Origin of the sequence: Methylopila sp. 73B, from assembly GCF_000526315.1 — a bacterium.
GTDB lineage: Bacteria > Pseudomonadota > Alphaproteobacteria > Rhizobiales > Methylopilaceae > Methylopila.
Genome location: NZ_JAFV01000001.1, coordinates 2,817,513 through 2,835,757, shown reverse-complemented (window position 1 = coordinate 2,835,757; position 18,245 = coordinate 2,817,513). Strand labels below are relative to the sequence as shown.

The following is an 18,245-nucleotide window of genomic DNA, read 5'->3' as shown; positions in this document are numbered from 1 at the left end:
GGATGGCCTCCAACATCGTCTACCACAAGCTCGACGAGCTTCCGGCCGTCCTTCCGCTGTTCCCGCTGCGCGCCGCCTTGCTGCTCCCGCGGGGGGAGATGCCGCTCAACATCTTCGAGCCGCGCTATCTCGCGATGATCGATGATTCGATCCGGTCCCATCGTCTGATCGGGCTGATCCAGCCGACGCCGGAAGCGTCCGACGAGGAGGAGCGGCCCGCGCTCGTCCGCGTCGGCTGCGCGGGGCGCCTGACGGCCTTCGCGGAGACCGGGGACGGCCGCTATCTCGTCACCCTGACCGGCGTCGCCCGCTTCGAGCTGGCCGAGGAGCTGACGGCCGCCACGCCGTACCGGCAGGCGCGCGTCGCGTTCGAGGAGTTCGCGCTCGACCTCGCCCCCGGCGAAGGCCAGGACGACGTCGACCGCGAGGCGCTGCTCAAGACGCTCAAGGATTATCTCGCCGCCAACGACCTCGAGGCGGACTGGGACGGCATCCGGCGCGCGCCCAATGAAGCGCTCGTCAACGCGCTCGCCATGATGAGCCCCTTCGGCGCCCGCGAGAAGCAGGCGCTGCTCGAAGCTCCGGATCTCAAGTCGCGCGCTGAGATCCTCGTCGCCGTCACGGAGATGGAGCTGGCCCGCGCGCGCGGCGACGCGAGTTCCTCCCTGCAATGACCGACGCGACCGACCTCCCGACCCGCGGCAGCGGCGTCGACCCCAAGCTGCTCGAGATCCTCGTCTGCCCGCTCACCAAGGCGACGCTGACCTACGACGCGGCGCGCCAGGAGCTGATCTCGAAGCCGGCGAAGCTGGCCTATCCCATTCGCGACGGCATCCCGATCATGCTGCCCGACGAGGCCCGCCCGATCGAGGATTGAGGCCGGCGCTCACTCGCCCGCCGCGATCTCGACGATCTTGCGCTTGAGCGCGGGCGTGCGGTCGACGAGCCCCATGCCGACGTCGCGCGCAAAGCGGGCCGCGTCGGCGCGGAACAGCCGATAGAGCGCGTCGGTCGCCGCGCCGAGCGCCGCGACGTCGAACCGTCGCGCCCGCTCGTAACGATCGAGCGTCTGCGGAGCGCCCCAGTCCTCGCCCGAACGGACCGCCTCCGCCACGATGCGCGCGAGCGCCATCACGTCGCGCAAGCCGACGTTCAGCCCCTGGCCGGCGAGGGGATGCACCACGTGGCCGGCGTCGGCGACGAGCGCGACGCGGTCTCCCACGAAGCTCCGGGCAAGCAGCAGCCGCAGCGGAAAGAAGCCGCGGCGTCCCGCCAGCGTGATCGCGCCGAACTCCGGCCCGGCGCGGCGCTCGACGTCGGCCAGGAACGCGGCGTCGTCGGAGGCGATCACGGCCTCCGCCGCCGACCGCCGTTCGCTCCAGACCAGCGCCGATCTGTTCCCGTCCAGCGGCAGCATCGCGAAGGGGCCGCCGGGCAGGAAGTGCTGGGTCGCGATCCCGCCATGCGGCCGCTCATGGGCGAGCGTCGCCGTCAGCGCGATCTGGTCGTAGGCCATCACGTGGGTCGCGATCTTCGCGCGCTCCCGCACGCTCGACCGCGCGCCGTCGGCCGCGACAAGCAGGCGCGCGGTCGCCTCCGCTCCTGAGGCGAGCGACAGCGCAAGGCCCCCGCTTGCCGGCCGATGCCCGACCACGCCGTCCGCCGCCAGGCCGACGCCCAGCGCTTCGGCGCGCGCGCGCAGCGCCGCCCTGAGGTCGGCGTCGAACGCCATATGGGCGAAGGGCTCGCCCGCGACCTCGGCTCCCAGCTCAAGAAAGATCGGGCGAAAGACGTCGTCGAGCCGGCTGTCGGTGATCCGAAGCCCGGCGACCGGGGAGGCCGCCTCCGGCCAGCCGCCGAGATCGCGGAGGAAACGCCTGACATCGGCCGCGAGCATGGAGGCGCGGCCGTCGTCGCGGGGATCGCTCCCGAGCGCAGGGTCGAACGCCGTGATCTTCAAACCGGGTCCGAGCGCCTGTTTCAGCGCCACCGCGAAGGTGAGACCCGCGACGCCTGCGCCGGCGACGGCGACGTCGAGAAGGGCGGAGGAAGCGGCGGGATCGGTCATGGGGCGTGTGATAGCACGGCCTAGCGCGGCCGGCATTTCCAGGATTTCACCGTCCACTCGGGATGGCGGTCGGTCCAGTCGACGACGACCGGCTGGGCGCTGACGATGCAGCCCATCGCCGGACCCTCGAATTCGACGCGCTCCTCATGGCAGGCGCTGGGATCGCTCGCGCGGCAGATGGTCATCAGGATGGCGAACAGCATCGGCGGGTCCTCCGCGCGGCCGGCCGGCGCGCTTGGCTTCGTTCGCGCCCGGACGCGGTTCGGATCAGCCCGCGCCGCGCCTTGACGTTGGACGCGCCGCGTCCATGCTCGCACAACGCACGATTCAGGAAATCCGCATGTCCGCCGTCGCCGATCTGTTGAAGATTCTCGACCTCGAGCCGCTGGAGAAAAACCTGTTCCGGGGCCTGAGCCCGCAGACCGGATGGCAGCGGGTGTTCGGCGGACAGGTGGTCGGCCAGGCGCTGGTGGCGGCCACCCGCACCGTCGACGGCCGGCCGCCGCACTCGCTCCATGGCTATTTCATGCGCCCGGGCGATCCCAAGACGCCGATCATCTACGAGGTCGACCCGATCCGCGACGGCCGCAGCTTCGTCACGCGCCGCGTCGTGGCGATCCAGCACGGCGAGGCGATCTTCTCGATGTCCGCCTCCTATCACCTCGACGAGGAGGGCTACGAGCACCAGCTCGACATGCCCGAGGTCCCCCGGCCCGAAGACCTGCCCGACGAGCGCACGCTCAAGGAGCAGCTGATGCCGACCATGCCCGAGGCGATCCGCAACTACTTCGAGCGCGAGCGGCCGATCGAGATCCGGCACGTGGACCCGATGCGCTATCTCGACGGCAAGCCGCGCCCGCCGCACCAGAGCGTGTGGATCCGGACCACCGCCGCGCTGCCGGACGACCCGGCGATCCATCAGTGCGTGCTCGCCTACGCCTCCGACATGACGCTGCTGGACACCGCGCTCGTGGCGCACGGCAGCTCGGTGTTCTCGGGCGAGATCCAGGCGGCGAGCCTCGACCACGCCCTCTGGTTCCACCGGCCGTTCCGGGCGGACCAATGGCTGCTCTACACCCAGGACAGCCCCTTCGCCGGCGGCGCCCGCGGCTTCACGCGCGGTCGGATCTACACGGAATCAGGCGAGCTCGTGGCCTCGGTCGCGCAGGAGGGTTTGATCCGCCGCCGCCGGGCTGACGCATAAAGCGGCGGCCAAACTGCTCACTTCCTAAGCGCCGCCATGCGGCCGCCTAATTTGACGGCTGAATAAATAGGCGTTCTGCCTATCTTTTAGTCGTTTGGCAGGTTTGATGTGGCGATAGCCGGCCTCGCGGGGGCAGGAAGCTGTCGGAATCAACGCTTTCGCAACCGTTCCGGCAGTTGGCACGACCCTTGAATTCAACGCGCCGGCGAGACCCGACGACGCAGCCGCGTCGTGCTGTCGTCTCGGACCACGCAACTGTCTCCCGGCGCCGCGCGCGACACTGCGCCGGCCCGGCGGGCCAACGGGGAAGCGACGCATGAAACTCGTGATGGCCATCATCAAGCCATTCAAGCTGGACGAGGTCCGCGACGCCCTGACCGGGATCGGCGTTCACGGGCTGACCGTCACCGAGGTCAAGGGATACGGGCGGCAGAAGGGGCACACCGAAATCTACCGCGGCGCGGAATACGCCGTGAGCTTCCTGCCGAAGCTGAAGATCGAGGTCGCGGTCGCGGCCGGGTCGGTCGAGAAGGTGGTGGAGGCGATCGCCGCCGCCGCCAAGACCGGCCAGATCGGCGACGGCAAGATCTTCGTCCATTCGATCGACCAGGCGGTGCGCATCCGCACCGGCGAGACCGACAACGACGCGCTCTGACGAGCCGCGGTCGACGCCCCAACCCTATCCGACGTCTTCGGGAGTTCACTCGATGAAACTGAGTTCCGTGCTCCGCTGGGGAGCCCCGGCTTTGACGGCCGGCCTGATGCTCGCGACCGCGGTCTACGCGCAGGACGCCGCCGCGCCGGCGGTCGAGGCCGCGCCGACGGTCAACAAGGGCGACACGACCTGGATGATGGTCTCCACCGTCCTCGTGCTGCTCATGACCATCCCGGGCTTGGCCCTGTTCTACGGCGGCCTCGTCCGCGCCAAGAACATGCTGTCCGTCCTGATGCAGGTCTCGGCCATCGCCTGCCTCATGATGATCATCTGGGTCGTCTACGGCTACAGCCTCGCCTTCGGCGACGGCGGCGCCTTCATCGGCGACTTCTCCAAGGTCTTCCTCTCGGGCGTGACCCCGGACTCCACCTCGGCCACCTTCACCAAGGGCGTCGTGATCCCCGAGTTCGTGTTCATCTGCTTCCAGATGACCTTCGCCGCGATCACGCCCGGCCTGATCATCGGCGGCTTCGCCGAGCGCATCAAGTTCCCGGCGGCTCTGCTGTTCGCCGCGCTGTGGGGCACCTTCGTGTACTTCCCCGTGGCGCACATGGTGTGGTCAGCCAACGGCATGATCTTCGGCTGGGGCGCGCTTGACTTCGCCGGCGGCACGGTCGTGCACATCAACTCCGGCGTCGCGGCCCTCGTGGGCGCGCTGCTGCTCGGCAAGCGCACGGGCTACGGCAAGGACATCATCGCTCCGCACAACCTGCCGATGACGCTCATCGGCGCCGGCCTGCTCTGGGTCGGCTGGTTCGGCTTCAACGCCGGCTCCAATCTCGAAGCGAACGGCGTCACCACGCTGGCGCTGCTCAACACCTTCGTCGCGACCGCCGCGGCGGGTCTCGCCTGGATGTTCGTGGAGTGGATCTCCAAGGGCAAGCCGAGCATGCTCGGCCTCGCGTCGGGCATCGTCGCCGGCCTCGTGGCCGTCACCCCGGCCGCCGGCGTCTCGGGTCCGATGGGCGCGCTGGTTCTCGGCGCCGTCGCCGCGACCGTCTGCTTCATCTTCTGCACCGCGGTGAAGAACGCTCTCGGCTACGACGACAGCCTGGACGTGTTCGGCATCCACGGCGTGGGCGGCATCATCGGCGCGATCGGCACCGGCATCGTCGTGAGCCCGTCTCTCGGCGGCGTCGGCGTCGCCGACTACTCGATGGCCGGTCAGGTCATCACGCAGATCAAGGCGGTCGGCGTCACCATCCTGTGGACCGGCATCGGCAGCTTCATCATCTTCAAGATCGTGGACGTGCTGGTCGGCCTCCGCGTGACGGTCGACGAGGAGCGCGAAGGTCTCGACCTCATCTCGCACGGCGAGCGCGCCTACCACAGCAGCTGATCCTCGGCGTCAGCCAGGTTTGAGCGGAAGGCCCCGGCGTAAGCCGGGGCCTTTTTGCGTCTCTAACCCTCGGAATGACGGGCGAGAGAGGTGTCGTGGCGCCGTCCGACAGCGCGGGGTAAGGCCCTCTTAACCGTCTCGGACTAAGAATCTGAGAAACGATCGACCACATGTCGGTCAAGCGTTCAGAAGGGTCGCGTCGTTCATGCAGGTGCGTTGCAAGGACGAAATCGTGGGCGGCGAAGCCGCCCGCAGGGGCATGTCGCGTCGGATGTCCGGCCGCGCGGCCGAGGCGTCCTGAGATGCGGGTCGCCCGCTCCCGCTCGCGCGGCTTCCAGTCGGTCGCTCTCCTGCCGGACAGCCTGCGCGACACGCTGCTGAGGCGCGCGACGGAGCTCGGCGGGCTGGCCCTGGTCGCGCTCGGCGCGCTCGCCGCCGTCGCCCTCGCCACCTGGTCGGTGCAGGACCCGAGCTTCAGCCACGCCACCAACGGTCCGGTCCACAACGCGCTGGGACCTCTCGGCGCGGTGGTCGCCGACCTGCTGACACAGACCTTCGGCCTCGCCGCCGCGGTCTTCGTGCTCCCCGTCGCCATCTGGGGCTGGCGGCTGCTGACGCACCGCGCCGTCGAGCGCGAGAAGATCAAGCTGCTCGCCTGGCCGCTCGCCGCGACGCTGCTCGCGGGCGGCGCCGGGCTGTTGCCGGCGACGCCGTCCTGGCCCCTGCCGACCGGTCTCGGCGGCGTGCTGGGCGATCTCGTCCTCATGACGGCGGACGCCATGGGCCTCGCCAGCGGCGCCGTCCGCGCCGGCGTGGCCGCGGCGCTCGCCGGCGGCGGCGCGGTCGCCTTCGCGCTCGCCATCGGAGCCACGCCGACCTTCCGCCGCGCCGAGGCCGACGAGCCGGCCCGCGCCGCGCCGCCGCTGTCGGCCGCCCGGACCGAGCCGCGCATGGCGCCGGAGCGGGCTTCGGCCGCCCCCGAGCCCGACGCCGATCTTTATGATGACGAGGATGATCGTCGCCTGATCTCGCTCGGCCTGCTCACCCACTGGGCGCTGTCGGCGAAGGCCGCCGCCGGGCGCGCCTTCTCCCGCCGGGGCGGCGAGCGCGAGGATGACCGCGCGCTGTCCCGCATCCTCGAGCGCGCCTCGCGCGACGACGAGGACCTCGGCGCGCCGCTCAGGCGCGAGCCCGGCTTCGGCGCGGCTGAAGAGCGCCGCGAGCCGCCGCTGCGCCGCGAAACCCCGTCCGTTCTGGGCGGCGCGCCGCTGCAGCTTGCGGCCGGAGATCGTCCGGTCGGCCGGGTCGCCGCGCCGCCGGCCGCGCCCAAGCCCGGACGTCGCCTGGCGCGGGAGGCCCAGCCCTCGCTGCTCGACCGCGACGGCTACGAGCTGCCGCCGCTCTCGCTGCTGGCCGAGCCGAAGCGCACGGTCGCGCCCCAGGTCAGCCATGAGGCGCTGGAGCAGAACGCGCGCATGCTGGAGGCGGTGCTGCAGGACTACGGCGTCCGCGGCGCCATCATCAACGTCAAGCCCGGTCCCGTGGTCACGCTCTACGAGCTGGAGCCGGCGCCCGGCGTGAAGTCGAGCCGCGTCATCAGCCTCGCCGAGGACATCGCCCGCTCCATGAGCGCGGTCGCGGCCCGCGTCGCCGTCATTCCCGGCCGCAACGCCATCGGCATCGAGCTGCCGAACGCGCGGCGCGAGACCGTGTACCTCCGCGAACTGCTGGCCTCGGCCGACTTCGAGAAGGCCAAGATGCGGCTGCCGCTCTGCCTCGGCAAGACGATCGGCGGCGAGCCGGTGATCGCCGAACTCGCGCGCATGCCGCACCTGCTGATCGCCGGCACCACCGGCTCCGGCAAGTCGGTCGCCATCAACACCATGATCCTGTCGCTGCTCTACCGGCTGAAGCCGGAGGAGTGCCGCCTGATCATGATCGACCCCAAGATGCTCGAGCTGTCGATCTACGACGGCATCCCCCACCTGCTGACGCCGGTCGTCACCGACCCGAAGAAGGCGGTGGTGGCGCTGAAATGGGCGGTCCGGGAGATGGAGGACCGCTACCGCAAGATGTCGAAGCTCGGCGTCCGCAACATCGACGGCTTCAACGCCCGCGTGGCGCAGGCGCTGGAGAAGGGCGAGGCGATCACCCGCACGGTGCAGACCGGCTTCGACAAGGAGACCGGCGAGGCGGTCTACGAGCAGGAGATCATGGAGCTCGGCAAGCTCCCCTACATCGTCGTCATCGTGGACGAGATGGCCGACCTCATGATGGTCGCCGGCAAGGAGATCGAGGGCGCGATCCAGCGACTGGCGCAGATGGCGCGCGCCGCCGGCATCCACATCGTGATGGCGACGCAGCGTCCCTCGGTGGACGTCATCACCGGCACGATCAAGGCGAACTTCCCGACCCGGATCTCCTTCCAGGTCACCTCCAAGATCGACAGCCGCACGATCCTCGGCGAGATGGGCGCGGAGCAGCTGCTGGGGCAGGGCGACATGCTGCACATGGCCGGCGGCGGCCGCATCTCCCGCGTCCACGGGCCGTTCTGCTCGGACGAGGAGGTCGAGGACATCGTCGCGCATCTGAAGGCGCAGGGGCAGCCCGACTACCTCGACGCCGTCATCACCGAGGACGACGAGCCGGGCGAGGACGGCGACGACGGCGCGGTGTTCGACAAGGGCGGCTTCGGCGACGAGGGCGCGGACGTCTACGACCAGGCGGTGGCCGTGGTGCTGCGCGACAAGAAGTGCTCGACCTCGTACATCCAGCGTCGCCTGCAGATCGGCTACAACCGCGCGGCCTCGCTGGTCGAGCGGATGGAGAAGGAAGGCGTCGTCGGCCCGGCCAACCACGCCGGCAAGCGCGAAATTCTCCTCGAAGGCGCCGACCGCGACGACGACGCGGCCTGACGGCCAGTCAGTCCTCGACCAGCCGCGCCACGACGCTCGCGGGATCGGCCAGGAAGCGCTTGTAGAGCCGGGCGTGGCCGAGGTCGTCATAGGCGCGGCGCTCGAGGCCGCGCTCGGTAAGCTCGTAGAGGGTCGCGCCGGGAAGCGCCATCAGCAACGGCGAATGCGTCGCAAGCACGAACTGCGCCCCGCGGTGGGCGAGGTCGATGATCGCGGCGATCGCTTCGAACTGGGTCTCGGGCGCGAGCGCGGCCTCCGGCTCGTCCATCACGTAGATCCCGCGCGGCGAGAACCGTTGGCGCAGCAGCCGGATGACGGCCTGTCCGTGCGAAAGGTCGTGAAGGTGGGTTCCGCCATAAGAGCTGACGACAGGCGGTCCGAACGACGCCTCGCCGTCCAGCCGGCGCATCTCGGTCGCGACGTTGAAATAGGTGTCGGCGCGGTAGAAGAACGCGTCCTTGTGGATCGGCGCGCCCGTGATCAGCCGCATCGAGCGATGCAGCGGGGAGAGCGTGTTCTCCGTCGAGAACGCGAAGTTGCGGGACCCGCCCTCCGGGTTGCAGCGGAGCTGCGTCGCGATCGCCTCCAGCAGCGTCGATTTGCCGGACCCGTTCGCGCCGACGAGGATCGTGATCGACGCGCTGAGGTCGAGCTCCTCGATCTGCGCGATCGCGGGAATGTCATAGGGGTAGCCGCCGCGGTCCTCGACCTTGCTCCACTCGATCCGCAGGCCCTGCAGCATGCCGTCTCCTCACCCGCTTCGGCGGAGGATGCCCGCGGGCCGCGCGGCGCGAAACCTCAAAACGCCATGAACGCGCCCTAGGTGAGCGTCGACCGACCGACCGTCGCGCCCTAGTCTCCGGGCGCCGTCCCCCATGACGAGGCCCTTCCTGCCGATGACTCGCCTTCTCGCCGCAGCTCTCCTCGCCAGCGCCGTCGCCGCCGGCCCCGCCTTCGCCCAGCAGCAGGCGGCGCCGATGGACGTCTCGCCTCCGCCCGGCGTCGCCGACGCCCAGCCGGCGGCGGCGAACCGCGGCGTGCCGGTGGCGAAGCTCGATCCGACGCAGCGCGCGACGCTCTCCCGCGTGAACACCTATTTCAACGCCCTGCAGCAGATGACGGCGAAGTTCGTGCAGGTCGGCCCGGACGGCCAGCGCACCACCGGCACGCTGTGGATGGACCGGCCGGGCAAGATCCGCTTCCAGTACGACTCTCCGAGCCCGCTCGAGATCATCGCGGACGGCAACTCGGTGGTGGTCCGCAACCGCCGGCTCAACACCCAGGACATGTACCCCCTGAGCCAGACCCCCCTGCGCTTCCTGCTCCAGAGCAAGGTCGACCTGCTCGGCGACGCGAACGTGCTTGGCGTGTTCCAGGAGCCGGAACTCGTCTCCGTGATCCTCGAGGAAAAGCGCTCGATCGGCGGCAGGGCCCAGCTGCAGCTGATGTTCGGCGGCGCCGACTACCAGCTCCAGCAATGGACGGTTACGGACGCCCAGGGGATGGAGACCTCGGTCGCCCTTTCGAACGTGGACACCTCCGCCAAGCCTGATCCGCGGATCTTCCGCATCAACCGCCAGGGCGTGGCGCGTCCGCCGAAGTAGGTCTGCGCGCTACGTAGATTTACGCATTCGGGCTCTTGACGCGGGGGCGCGGCGGGCCCATCTCGGATCTTGAGCGAGGCGAACGAGCCGCAGACAGCGTCCCCCCGTCGCGTCTGCAGCCGCACCCCGCGTCGTCGGTCTCCCCCCGATGCCGACGAGAGCGCTTCAAGCGCGAGACGCCCAGCCTTCCCCCCGAGGCTGGGCGTCTTTCTTTTTGGCGAGGTCGCTGGCGCCGGCGGGCGCGATGGCCTAAAGCCGGCGAACCCCTCCGACCGGTCGCCCCTCTCCGCCCATGCCGCTCCGCCTCGCCACTTGGAACATCAACTCGGTGCGCCTGCGCATCGGGCTCGTCGAAAAGCTCGTGCGCGAGCATCGGATCGACGTGCTGTGCCTGCAGGAGACCAAGTGCCCCGACGACAAGTTTCCGATGTCGGACGTGCGCAAGCTCGGCTTCGAGCACGTCGCGCTGCACGGCCAGAAGGGCTATCACGGGGTCGCGACCTTCTCGCGCTTCCCGTTCGTCACCACAGCCCGTGAGCGCTTCGCCGACAAGGACGACGCCCGGCATCTCGCCACCACCTTCGCGGCCGGTCCGCTCGAAGGCGTCACGGTGCACAACTTCTATGTGCCGGCCGGCGGCGACGAGCCGGACCCGATCGTCAACCCGAAGTTCGCCCACAAGTTGCAGTTCCTCTCCGAGCTGACCGACTGGTCGACGCGGATCGCGGACACCGGCCGGCGCATCATGGTCGGCGACCTCAACATCGCGCCGGACCCGAGCGACGTCTGGAACCACAAGCAACTGCTCAAGATCGTCAGCCACACGCCGATCGAGACGCAAGGCCTCGACGCCATGCGCGAGGCCGGCCGCTGGGTGGACGCGGTGCGGACCCACGTGCCGCATCCCGAGAAGCTCTATTCGTGGTGGAGCTACCGCGCCGCGGACTGGGAGGCCGTCGACCGCGGCCGCAGGCTCGACCACATCTGGGCGAGCGCCGACGTCGCCGCCCGCACCACCGGCGTCGAGACCCTGCGCTTCGCCCGCAGCTGGGAACGGCCGTCCGACCACGTGCCGGTGATCGTGAACATAGGGTGAGGGAATTCGTACCGGCTCCGCGCCTTCAAAATTGAAGCGCGGGCGATCCCTCCCCCGGGAGGGGAGGGTGGACGGGCGAAGCCCGGCCGGGTGGGGTGGTTTCGGACGTGGTGCTGGGTTTCGGTCGCGCTCGACGCCCAAGACCCCACCCGACCTCGGCTGACGCCGAGGCCACCCTCCCCACGCCTTCGGCGCGAGGAGGGATCTCCCGCGTTTCGTTTTGGACCGCGCAGCCGCAAGCCTACTCCGCGGCGTCCTGGCCGGCCGCGCTCTGTCCGGCGCCGCCGAAGCGGCGGTCGACGTAGGCCTCGACCATCTCCTTGAAGTCCTGCACCAGGTTCGGCCCTCGCAGCGTCGCGACCTTCTTGCCGTCGACGAACACCGGCGCGGTCGGGGCCTCGCCGGTGCCGGGCAGCGAGATGCCGATGTCGGCGTGCTTGGACTCGCCCGGCCCGTTCACGATGCAGCCCATCACGGCGACGTTCAGCGCCTCCGCGCCGGGGTAGCGCGCCTTCCACTCCGGCATGCGATCGACGATGTAGGTCTGGACGTCGCGCGCGAGCTCCTGGAACACGGTCGAGGTGGTCCGCCCGCAGCCGGGGCAGGCCGCGACCAGCGGCACGAAGGTCCGGAACCCCATGGTCTGCAGGATTTCCTGCGCGACCTTGACCTCGACCGTGCGATCTCCGCCGGGCTCGGGCGTCAGCGAGACGCGGATGGTGTCGCCGACCCCCTGCTGCAGCAGCACGCCGAGCGCCGCCGACGAGGCCACGATGCCCTTCGAGCCCATTCCGGCTTCGGTCAGTCCGAGATGAAGCGCGTAGTCCGCGCGGCGGGCGAGCTCCAGATAGACCGCGATGAGGTCCTGCACGGCGGAAACCTTAGCCGACAGAATGATCTTCTCGCGGGGCAGGCCGAGCTCCTCGGCGCGCGCGGCCGAGAGCAGAACGGAGCGGATCAGCGCCTCGCGCGTCACCTCGCGGGCGTCCTTCGGAGCGGGCGCGGCGGCGTTCTCGTCCATCAACCGGGTCAGCAGCTCGCCGTCGAGCGAGCCCCAGTTGCCGCCGATCCGAACCGGCTTGTCGTTCCGCGCGGCGATCTCGACGATCTGCGCGAAGTGCCGGTCCTTCTTGGCGCCGAAGCCGACGTTGCCGGGGTTGATCCGGTACTTCGCGAGCGCCTCCGCGCAGGCGGGGTGCTCCGCCAGCAGCGTGTGGCCGATGTAGTGGAAGTCGCCCACCATCGGCACGCTCACCCCGCGGGCCGCCAGCCGGTCGCGGATGTGGGGGACGGCGGCGGCGGCTTCCGCCCGGTCGACGGTGATGCGGACCAGTTCGGAGCCTGCGCGCGCGAGCGCCGCGACCTGGCGCACGGTGCCCTCGATGTCCGCCGTGTCGGTGTTTGTCATCGACTGCACGACGATGGGCGCGCCGCCGCCGACGGTCACGTCGCCCACGTGGACCGCCCGCGCCGTCCGGCGGGGAGACAGGGCGGAAGGACAGGAGGCGGGCTCGGGAAGGCACGGCTCGGAGCGAGCGAGTTCGGACAGCAGCGTCATCGCTTAATCCTCGTGCGCCCCTTCGGCGGCGCGGCAGTGGGCGCAGTCGCCGGCGATCTCGATCACCGGCGCGCGGGGGCGGAAGCCCGCGGCCCTGGTCAGCTCGTCAAGCGCGGCCCAGAGCTTCGGCGTCGCCGCCTCGCCGACCGCGCCGCACCGCTCGCAGATGAGAAACACCACCGGCTGCCGGGCGTCCGGCCCGTGGTCGTGGCTGCAGGCGACGAAGGCGTTGCGGCTTTCGATGCGGTGGGCGAAGCCGTGGGCCAGCAGGAAGTCGAGCGCCCGGTAGACGGTGATCGGGGCCGGCCGTCGCTCCCCGTCCTTGGCGAGCCGCTCGATCACCTCGTAGGCGCCGGCGGGCGCGTGGTCGGCGGCGAGCGCCTCCAGCACGCGGCGGCGGATCTCGGTGAGACGCGCCCCGCGGGCCGCGCACAGCGCCTCGGCCCGGGCGATCACGTCGCGCGCGCAGGCGTGGTGGTCGTGGCCGGGACCCGCGAAGGCGTGGGCATGGTCGTGTGTGGCGTGAGCCTGCGTCATCGGTCGGTTCATAGCATGGTTCGTGTGACGGCGCGTTGCGAAGGCCGGAACTGCGCTCCAGATTGTCGCCGTCCAGGGAAGGCTCGTCCGAGCCGCGAACGCATCAGGAGCGCGCCATGCTAAAGGGCAAGACGGCCGTCGTCACGGGTTCCACCAGCGGCATCGGGCTTGCGGTCGCCCGGGGGCTGGCGCAGGCCGGAGCGAACGTCGTGATCAACGGCTTCGGCGACAAGGGGGAGATCGAGTCGATCCGCTCCGCGATCGAGCAGGAGTTCGGCGTGACCGCGGTCTACGACGGCGCCGACATGAGCGACCCGAAGGCGATCGCCGCCATGGTCAAGGCCGCGGACGAGCGCTTCGGCGGGGTCGATATCCTCGTCAACAACGCCGGCGTGCAGTTCGTCGCTGCGGTGGACGAGTTCCCGGAGGACAAGTGGGACCAGATCATCGCGATCAACCTGTCCTCGGCGTTCCACGCCACCAAGGCGGCGCTTCCGGGCATGAAGCGCAAGGGCTGGGGGCGGATCGTCAACACCGGCTCGGCCCACGCGCTGGTGGCCTCGCCCTACAAGTCGGCTTACGTCGCTGCGAAGCACGGGATCGCCGGCTTCACCAAGTCGGTCGCGCTCGAGGTGGCGCAGCAGGGGATCACGGCCAACACCATCTGCCCGGGCTACGTCTGGACGCCGCTGGTCGAGCGCCAGATCCCGGACACGATGAGGGCCCGCGGGCTGACGGAGGAGCAGGTGAAGACCGACGTGCTGCTCGCGGCGCAGCCGACGAAGCAGTTCGTCACCGTCGAGCAGGTCGCGGCCTTCGTGGTGTTCCTGTGCTCGGACGCCGCCTCCCAGATCACCGGCGCGACGCTGCCGATCGACGGCGGCTGGACGGCGGCCTGAGGCGGCTGGCCGCCAGGGACGACATTGAAAACGCAGCGAGGCGGCGTCGCAGAACGACGCCGCCTCGCACGCTTGCTTCGACCGGGAATGGCGTGGCCGAAGCAATTAGGGTGATGATCGTCTGAAAAGTGCGGTCCGGGTCCGCCATCTCTTCGTCGCTTCATCTTGAAATCACAATTACGGCAACGGCCGCAGGGCATCAATCAAATTCATCTCGAATTTTAGTTGTTCGAGCGCGGTTTGTTGCTTGTGGTTAACGAAGGTTAAGCCGGTATTTACCGGCGGGTTAACGGCCGTTGACCATCTTCCGGCGGCGGCGTCAGGCGGCGAGATCGGACGTGGCGGCGGCGGCGCAGCCGATCAGGCCGGCGATCTCGCTCGTGACGACCACCGTGGCCGTCTTGCGCATCAGCGCGTCGTGGGGGCGCTTCGCCTCGAACGCGGCGCGAAAGGCCGCGACGTCGAGCAGGCCGAGCAGCTTGGGCGCGACCCCGCCGCAGAGATAGACGCCGCCCTGCGCGCCGAAGGTCAGCGCCACGTCGCCGGCGAAGCGCGCGAGCAGGCGCAGGAACAGCGCCACGGCCTCCGCCGCATGGGCGTCGCCCGCCTCCGCCTGCGCGACGATCTCCGCCGGCTCGAGGCCGGGCGCCGGGGCGCCTTCGACGGCGGCGAGCGCCTCGTGCAGCCGGCGGAATCCGGGGCCGGACAGCACGTGCTCCGCCGAGATGCGGCCGAAGCCCTGACGAATGCGCTCGAAGATCGCGAACTCGCGGGCGTCGACCGCCGCGAGCTCGATGTGCCCGCCCTCGCTCGGAACCGGGAGCCACGCGCCGCCGGCGCGGAGCAGCCCCGCGACCCCGAGCCCGGTGCCGGGGCCGAGCGCGGCCTTCGACGCCGCGTCGGAGGGGGGCGCGGCGCCGATCGGCGTGGTTTCGCCGACCCGGAAATGAGGAAGCGCGGAGGCCTGGGCGACGAAGTCGTTGAGGAGCGCGACGTGGTCCAGTCCGAGACGCGTTTCGAGCGCGTCGGCGTCGATCGGCCAATCGCGGTTGGTGAGCTTCGACACCCGCCCGACCACCGGTCCCGCCAGCGCGAAGGCGGCCCGCGCCGGGCGCTCCGCCGCGGCGTCGAGATAGGCGACCACGGCTTCTTCGAACGAGGAATGATCGTCGTTCCTTAGGGTTTGAACGCCGTAGGGTCGAAGCTCGCCTCGGGCCACGAGCCCGAAGCGCGAGTTGGTGCCGCCGATGTCGCCGACGAGAAGGGTCACGAAGCCTCCGGAGCCAGGAACGGAGCGGGCGTCTTAGCCGAGATCGAACAGCCGCACGCGCTTCAACTTGACGAAGGGCCGCACGGCCTCCTCGAATGCGCGGCCGGCGGCGGTTCGGTCATGCGCGGCGGCCGCCTGGTCGTCGGCGTAGAGCGCGGAGGTGAGGAAAAAGCCCGGCGCCTCAGGGTCCTCGGCGATCGCCACCCCGCGGCACGCGGGGTCGGCGCGCTCGACCTCGTTCGCGCTCGCGAACACCGCGGCGCGAAAGGCCGCTATGTGTTCGGGGTCGACTTCGAAGACGGTGGCGACAAGCTTCATCTGCGCCGACATAGTGCGGCCTGGCCCGTCGCCCATACCGATCCGAGACCCAGCTCTTCGCAAATGCGTCACATCAACGACTTCACGCCGGACGACCTCGCCGCCCGCGTCCTGCACCGGGACGGGCTGATGCTCGTCGTCGATAAGCCGGCTGGCCTGCCCGTGCACGCCGGTCCGAAGGGCGGCGCGAATCTCGAGCAGATGTTCGACGCCCTGCGGTTCGGCCTCCCGCGGAACCCCGCGCTCGCCCACCGGCTCGACAAGGACACCAGCGGCTGCCTCGTCCTCGGCCGCCACCGCAAGGCGCTCGCGAGGCTCGGCAAGCTGTTTTCGAACGGGCGGGTGGCGAAGACCTACTGGGCGGTAGTGCGCGGCGCCCCCGAGGCCGACGAGGGCCGGATCGACGCGGCGCTCGCCAAGCGCAGTCCCGAGCGGGGCTGGTGGATGGCGGTCGATCCCGCGGGGCAGCCCTCCGTCACCGAATGGAAGGTGATGGAGCGCGGCGCCGGCCTGGCCTGGATCGCCTTCTCCCCGCTCACCGGCCGCACCCATCAGATCCGCGTGCACGCCGCCCACATCGGCCTGCCGCTGCTCGGCGACCCGATCTACGGCGCGGAGGCGGCCGGCGGCGCGGCGCTCCATCTTCACGCCCGCGCGCTGTCGATCCCGATGCGCGAGAAGCTGCCGCCGGTGGTGGTGGAGGCGCCGCTGCCGCCGCACATGGCGGCGACCTTCGCCGCGCTTGGCTGGGAGGCGCCGGCGCCCATATCCACGGGAGACGTCGCGCCTATATAGCGCGGAGATTTCGCCGCCTCATCGAAGGATCGACGCCGATGGCCCGCTGCCTCGTGCTGCTCAACCCGCGCGCGGGAACGCTGAAGGACCTCGCGGGCGACGGCGACGGCGCGGACGCCGCGGAGCGGGTGCGCAAGGCCTTCGCCGCCGCCGGCAAGGATGTCGACGTCCGGCTGGTCCCGCCGCGGGACCTCGGCGGGGTGCTCGACGAGCTGAACGCCGCCGACGCTCACGATGAGATCATCGTCGGCGGCGGCGACGGCTCGCTGTCCCGATCGCTGCGGAAGCTGGTCTCGTCGGGCAAGACCTTCGGCGTGCTGCCGTTCGGCACGATGAACCTGCTGGCCCGCGACCTCGGCGTGCCGCAGCAGGTGGAGGAGGCGATCTCCGCGCTTGCGCGCTCCGAGCCCCAGATGATCGACCTCGGGTCCATCAACGGGCGGCCGTTCCACTCGATCTCGGGTCTCGGGTTCTTCGCGCAGATGGCCCGGGCGCGGGAGGCGGCGCGGGGGCTGAAGGGCTTCGGGCGCTACGCCGGGTTCAGCTTCGCCGCGCTGCGGGCGTTCTTCCGCTCGGGCCGCTCGCGCTACACGCTGGTCATCGACGGCGCGCCGATCAAGGTGGACGCGACCGCGGTGCTCGTCACCAACAACGCGTTCGGCGACGGCGCCTGGCGGCGACCGCGGCTGGACGCGGCCGAGTTGGAGATCATCGTGGCCCACGCCGGAACGATGAAGGAGCGCCTGCGGCTCGGCCTCGACGTCGTGGCGGGCGGATGGCGGACGAACCCGCTGATCGAGTCGTTCCGCGCCAGCAAGGTGGAGGTGACGAAGTCGTGGCGCCGCCGCGCCTGGGTCGCGACCGACGGGGAGCTCACCCGGGAAACCATGCCGGTGGTCTACGAGACGCTGCCCAAGGTCGCGCGGATGATGGTTCCGCTGCGTTCGGCGGCGATTCTGGCGGACCCCGCTCCGTCCGGGGGCGAAGCGGGCGCCGAAACGCCTGCGCCGGCGCGCTCGGTCGCCGGCTGAGGCCTTACGCGGCCGCCTGGGTCTCGTCGGCCGCGGGCAGGCTCCGCGCGTCCTGCGCGCCGACGTCGTGCAGCTTGTGAAGCACTTCGCGGATGCCGGCGTCATGGGTCTCCGCGACCTGGCGGATCTCTTCCGCGTCCGACAGCACGCGCTGAGCGTGGAACACGTGCTCGCGCACGCGGATCATCACCATGGCGTTGTGGAACGAGAGCATCAGGGCGCGCTCGCCCTCGAGCATGGGCCGCTTCGCCAGCGACGGCAGGCCTTCCTCGCGGCGCCATTCGTCCAGCATCGCGGTCCAGATCGGCCAGCAGCGGTTGGCGCTGGCGAAGATGGGGCCGGGGTAGTTGTCGAGGCCGGCGCGGAACAACAGGCGGGTGGCGGTGCAGGTCATGCGCGACACCATGCCTTCGTAGACCGCGGACGTGCGCTCCACCATGGGCAGGTTCGCCGTCGACTTGAGCGTCTCGATCGCGCCTTCGGCCCAATGGTCGCGGAACACCTCGGCGAACACGGCGTCGATCAGGTCGGTCTTGCGGTCGAAGTAGCGATAGAGCAGCGCCTGAGTCACGCCGATCGAGGCGGCGAGATCCCGGGTGGGGCCGCTGAAGCCGTTGTCGGCGAAGAAGGTGCACGCGGCGGCGACGATCTGCGCGCGCCGGGCGTCGCCCGCGAGACGAGGCGCGCGGCGGCGCGGCTGGGCGGGGAGGGCTGCTGCCATGGGAGAGGACGACATCTGGAGCATCCCAACGTTCGCGACCGCAAAACGAGCGGCTGATCTTTCGAACACAATGCGCGCTTGACCGCCTCCCCGACCAGACAGGTAAAACACTTAGCGGCGTTATGTCGCATGGTTCTTCCGTCTAAGCGAGTGGGCGTCTTTCTGAAGTGGTTGG

The 18,245-nt window shown here is 70.4% G+C and carries 19 protein-coding genes; 11 read left to right on the top strand and 8 right to left on the bottom strand.

All coding sequences use genetic code 11. The features are described 5' to 3' along the window. The first annotated feature begins 2 nt into the window (after window positions 1-2). Both K244_RS0113695 and K244_RS0113690 read left to right on the top strand, forming a co-directional pair. The gene (locus K244_RS0113695; RefSeq protein WP_020186846.1) at window positions 3-674 is read left to right on the top strand and encodes an LON peptidase substrate-binding domain-containing protein; all 672 of its coding nucleotides are present in this window, start codon (window positions 3-5) and stop codon (window positions 672-674) included. Further along, window positions 671-877: a Trm112 family protein gene (locus K244_RS0113690; protein WP_020186845.1), complete on the top strand. Its 207-nt coding sequence runs from the start codon at window positions 671-673 to the stop codon at window positions 875-877. Before K244_RS0113695 ends, K244_RS0113690 begins: the two co-directional genes overlap by 4 nt. A 9-nt stretch (window positions 878-886) precedes the next feature. On the opposite strand, the gene K244_RS0113685 is transcribed toward K244_RS0113690, so the two are convergent. Together K244_RS0113685 and K244_RS0113680 are read right to left on the bottom strand one after the other, a co-directional pair. After that, entirely contained in the window at window positions 887-2,068 is a 1,182-nt protein-coding gene (locus K244_RS0113685) for an FAD-dependent monooxygenase (RefSeq protein WP_020186844.1), read from the bottom strand. A 20-nt stretch (window positions 2,069-2,088) separates the two neighbouring features. Then, window positions 2,089-2,271 (bottom strand): hypothetical protein, encoded by a 183-nt coding sequence (locus K244_RS0113680; protein WP_020186843.1) that lies wholly within the window; start codon window positions 2,269-2,271, stop codon window positions 2,089-2,091. Between the two features lie 137 nt (window positions 2,272-2,408). On the opposite strand from K244_RS0113680, the gene tesB reads away from it, so the two are divergent. The 4 genes from tesB to K244_RS0113655 all read left to right on the top strand — a co-directional run bounded on the left by tesB (window position 2,409) and on the right by K244_RS0113655 (window position 8,241). Then, window positions 2,409-3,272, top strand: a complete 864-nt coding sequence (tesB, locus tag K244_RS0113675; protein ID WP_020186842.1) for an acyl-CoA thioesterase II — start codon at window positions 2,409-2,411, stop codon at window positions 3,270-3,272. A 316-nt stretch (window positions 3,273-3,588) separates the two neighbouring features. Then, window positions 3,589-3,927, top strand: a complete 339-nt coding sequence (locus K244_RS0113670) for a P-II family nitrogen regulator (RefSeq protein WP_020186841.1) — start codon at window positions 3,589-3,591, stop codon at window positions 3,925-3,927. Window positions 3,928-3,979: 52 nt separating this feature from the next. Continuing rightward, window positions 3,980-5,326, top strand: a complete 1,347-nt coding sequence (locus tag K244_RS0113665) for an ammonium transporter (protein ID WP_024816501.1) — start codon at window positions 3,980-3,982, stop codon at window positions 5,324-5,326. A 302-nt stretch (window positions 5,327-5,628) separates the two neighbouring features. Further along, window positions 5,629-8,241 (top strand): DNA translocase FtsK 4TM domain-containing protein, encoded by a 2,613-nt coding sequence (locus K244_RS0113655; protein WP_020186838.1) that lies wholly within the window; start codon window positions 5,629-5,631, stop codon window positions 8,239-8,241. 7 nt (window positions 8,242-8,248) lie between these two features. On the opposite strand, the gene K244_RS0113650 is transcribed toward K244_RS0113655, so the two are convergent. Further along, window positions 8,249-8,983, bottom strand: a complete 735-nt coding sequence (locus K244_RS0113650) for an AAA family ATPase (RefSeq protein WP_020186837.1) — start codon at window positions 8,981-8,983, stop codon at window positions 8,249-8,251. A gap of 133 nt (window positions 8,984-9,116) precedes the next feature. Between K244_RS0113650 and K244_RS0113645 the strand changes: the two genes are divergently transcribed. Both K244_RS0113645 and K244_RS0113640 read left to right on the top strand, forming a co-directional pair. After that, window positions 9,117-9,845: an outer-membrane lipoprotein carrier protein LolA gene (locus K244_RS0113645; RefSeq protein WP_051460024.1), complete on the top strand. Its 729-nt coding sequence runs from the start codon at window positions 9,117-9,119 to the stop codon at window positions 9,843-9,845. A gap of 292 nt (window positions 9,846-10,137) precedes the next feature. After that, window positions 10,138-10,941 carry an exodeoxyribonuclease III gene (locus K244_RS0113640; RefSeq protein WP_020186835.1) on the top strand — a complete coding sequence of 268 codons (804 nt, stop codon included), beginning with the start codon at window positions 10,138-10,140 and terminating at the stop codon, window positions 10,939-10,941. 241 nt (window positions 10,942-11,182) lie between these two features. Here K244_RS0113640 and ispG read toward each other — a convergent pair whose 3' ends face one another. Both ispG and K244_RS0113630 read right to left on the bottom strand, forming a co-directional pair. Next, window positions 11,183-12,499, bottom strand: a complete 1,317-nt coding sequence (gene ispG / locus K244_RS0113635) for a flavodoxin-dependent (E)-4-hydroxy-3-methylbut-2-enyl-diphosphate synthase (RefSeq protein ID WP_020186834.1) — start codon at window positions 12,497-12,499, stop codon at window positions 11,183-11,185. A 3-nt stretch (window positions 12,500-12,502) separates the two neighbouring features. Then, entirely contained in the window at window positions 12,503-13,048 is a 546-nt protein-coding gene (locus K244_RS0113630) for a transcriptional repressor (RefSeq protein ID WP_020186833.1), read from the bottom strand. A 104-nt stretch (window positions 13,049-13,152) separates the two neighbouring features. On the opposite strand from K244_RS0113630, the gene K244_RS0113625 reads away from it, so the two are divergent. Further along, window positions 13,153-13,935: a 3-hydroxybutyrate dehydrogenase gene (locus K244_RS0113625; RefSeq protein WP_020186832.1), complete on the top strand. Its 783-nt coding sequence runs from the start codon at window positions 13,153-13,155 to the stop codon at window positions 13,933-13,935. Window positions 13,936-14,254: 319 nt separating this feature from the next. Here K244_RS0113625 and glk read toward each other — a convergent pair whose 3' ends face one another. Both glk and K244_RS0113615 read right to left on the bottom strand, forming a co-directional pair. Next, window positions 14,255-15,205, bottom strand: a complete 951-nt coding sequence (glk, locus tag K244_RS0113620) for a glucokinase (protein WP_020186831.1) — start codon at window positions 15,203-15,205, stop codon at window positions 14,255-14,257. A 33-nt stretch (window positions 15,206-15,238) separates the two neighbouring features. Continuing rightward, window positions 15,239-15,535 (bottom strand): antibiotic biosynthesis monooxygenase, encoded by a 297-nt coding sequence (locus K244_RS0113615; protein WP_020186830.1) that lies wholly within the window; start codon window positions 15,533-15,535, stop codon window positions 15,239-15,241. 51 nt (window positions 15,536-15,586) lie between these two features. Here K244_RS0113615 and K244_RS0113610 point away from each other — a divergent pair, with 51 nt between their 5' ends. Both K244_RS0113610 and K244_RS0113605 read left to right on the top strand, forming a co-directional pair. After that, on the top strand, window positions 15,587-16,318 hold the full coding sequence (locus K244_RS0113610; protein WP_020186829.1) for an RNA pseudouridine synthase: 732 nt from the start codon (window positions 15,587-15,589) through the stop codon (window positions 16,316-16,318). 38 nt (window positions 16,319-16,356) lie between these two features. Then, on the top strand, window positions 16,357-17,349 hold the full coding sequence (locus tag K244_RS0113605) for a diacylglycerol kinase family protein (RefSeq protein ID WP_020186828.1): 993 nt from the start codon (window positions 16,357-16,359) through the stop codon (window positions 17,347-17,349). A 4-nt stretch (window positions 17,350-17,353) separates the two neighbouring features. Here the strand turns inward: K244_RS0113605 and K244_RS0113600 are convergent, their stop codons facing one another. After that, a complete protein-coding gene (locus K244_RS0113600) occupies window positions 17,354-18,070 on the bottom strand; it encodes a TetR/AcrR family transcriptional regulator (protein WP_245259770.1) in 717 nt (238 codons plus the stop codon). Window positions 18,071-18,245 lie beyond the last annotated feature (175 nt).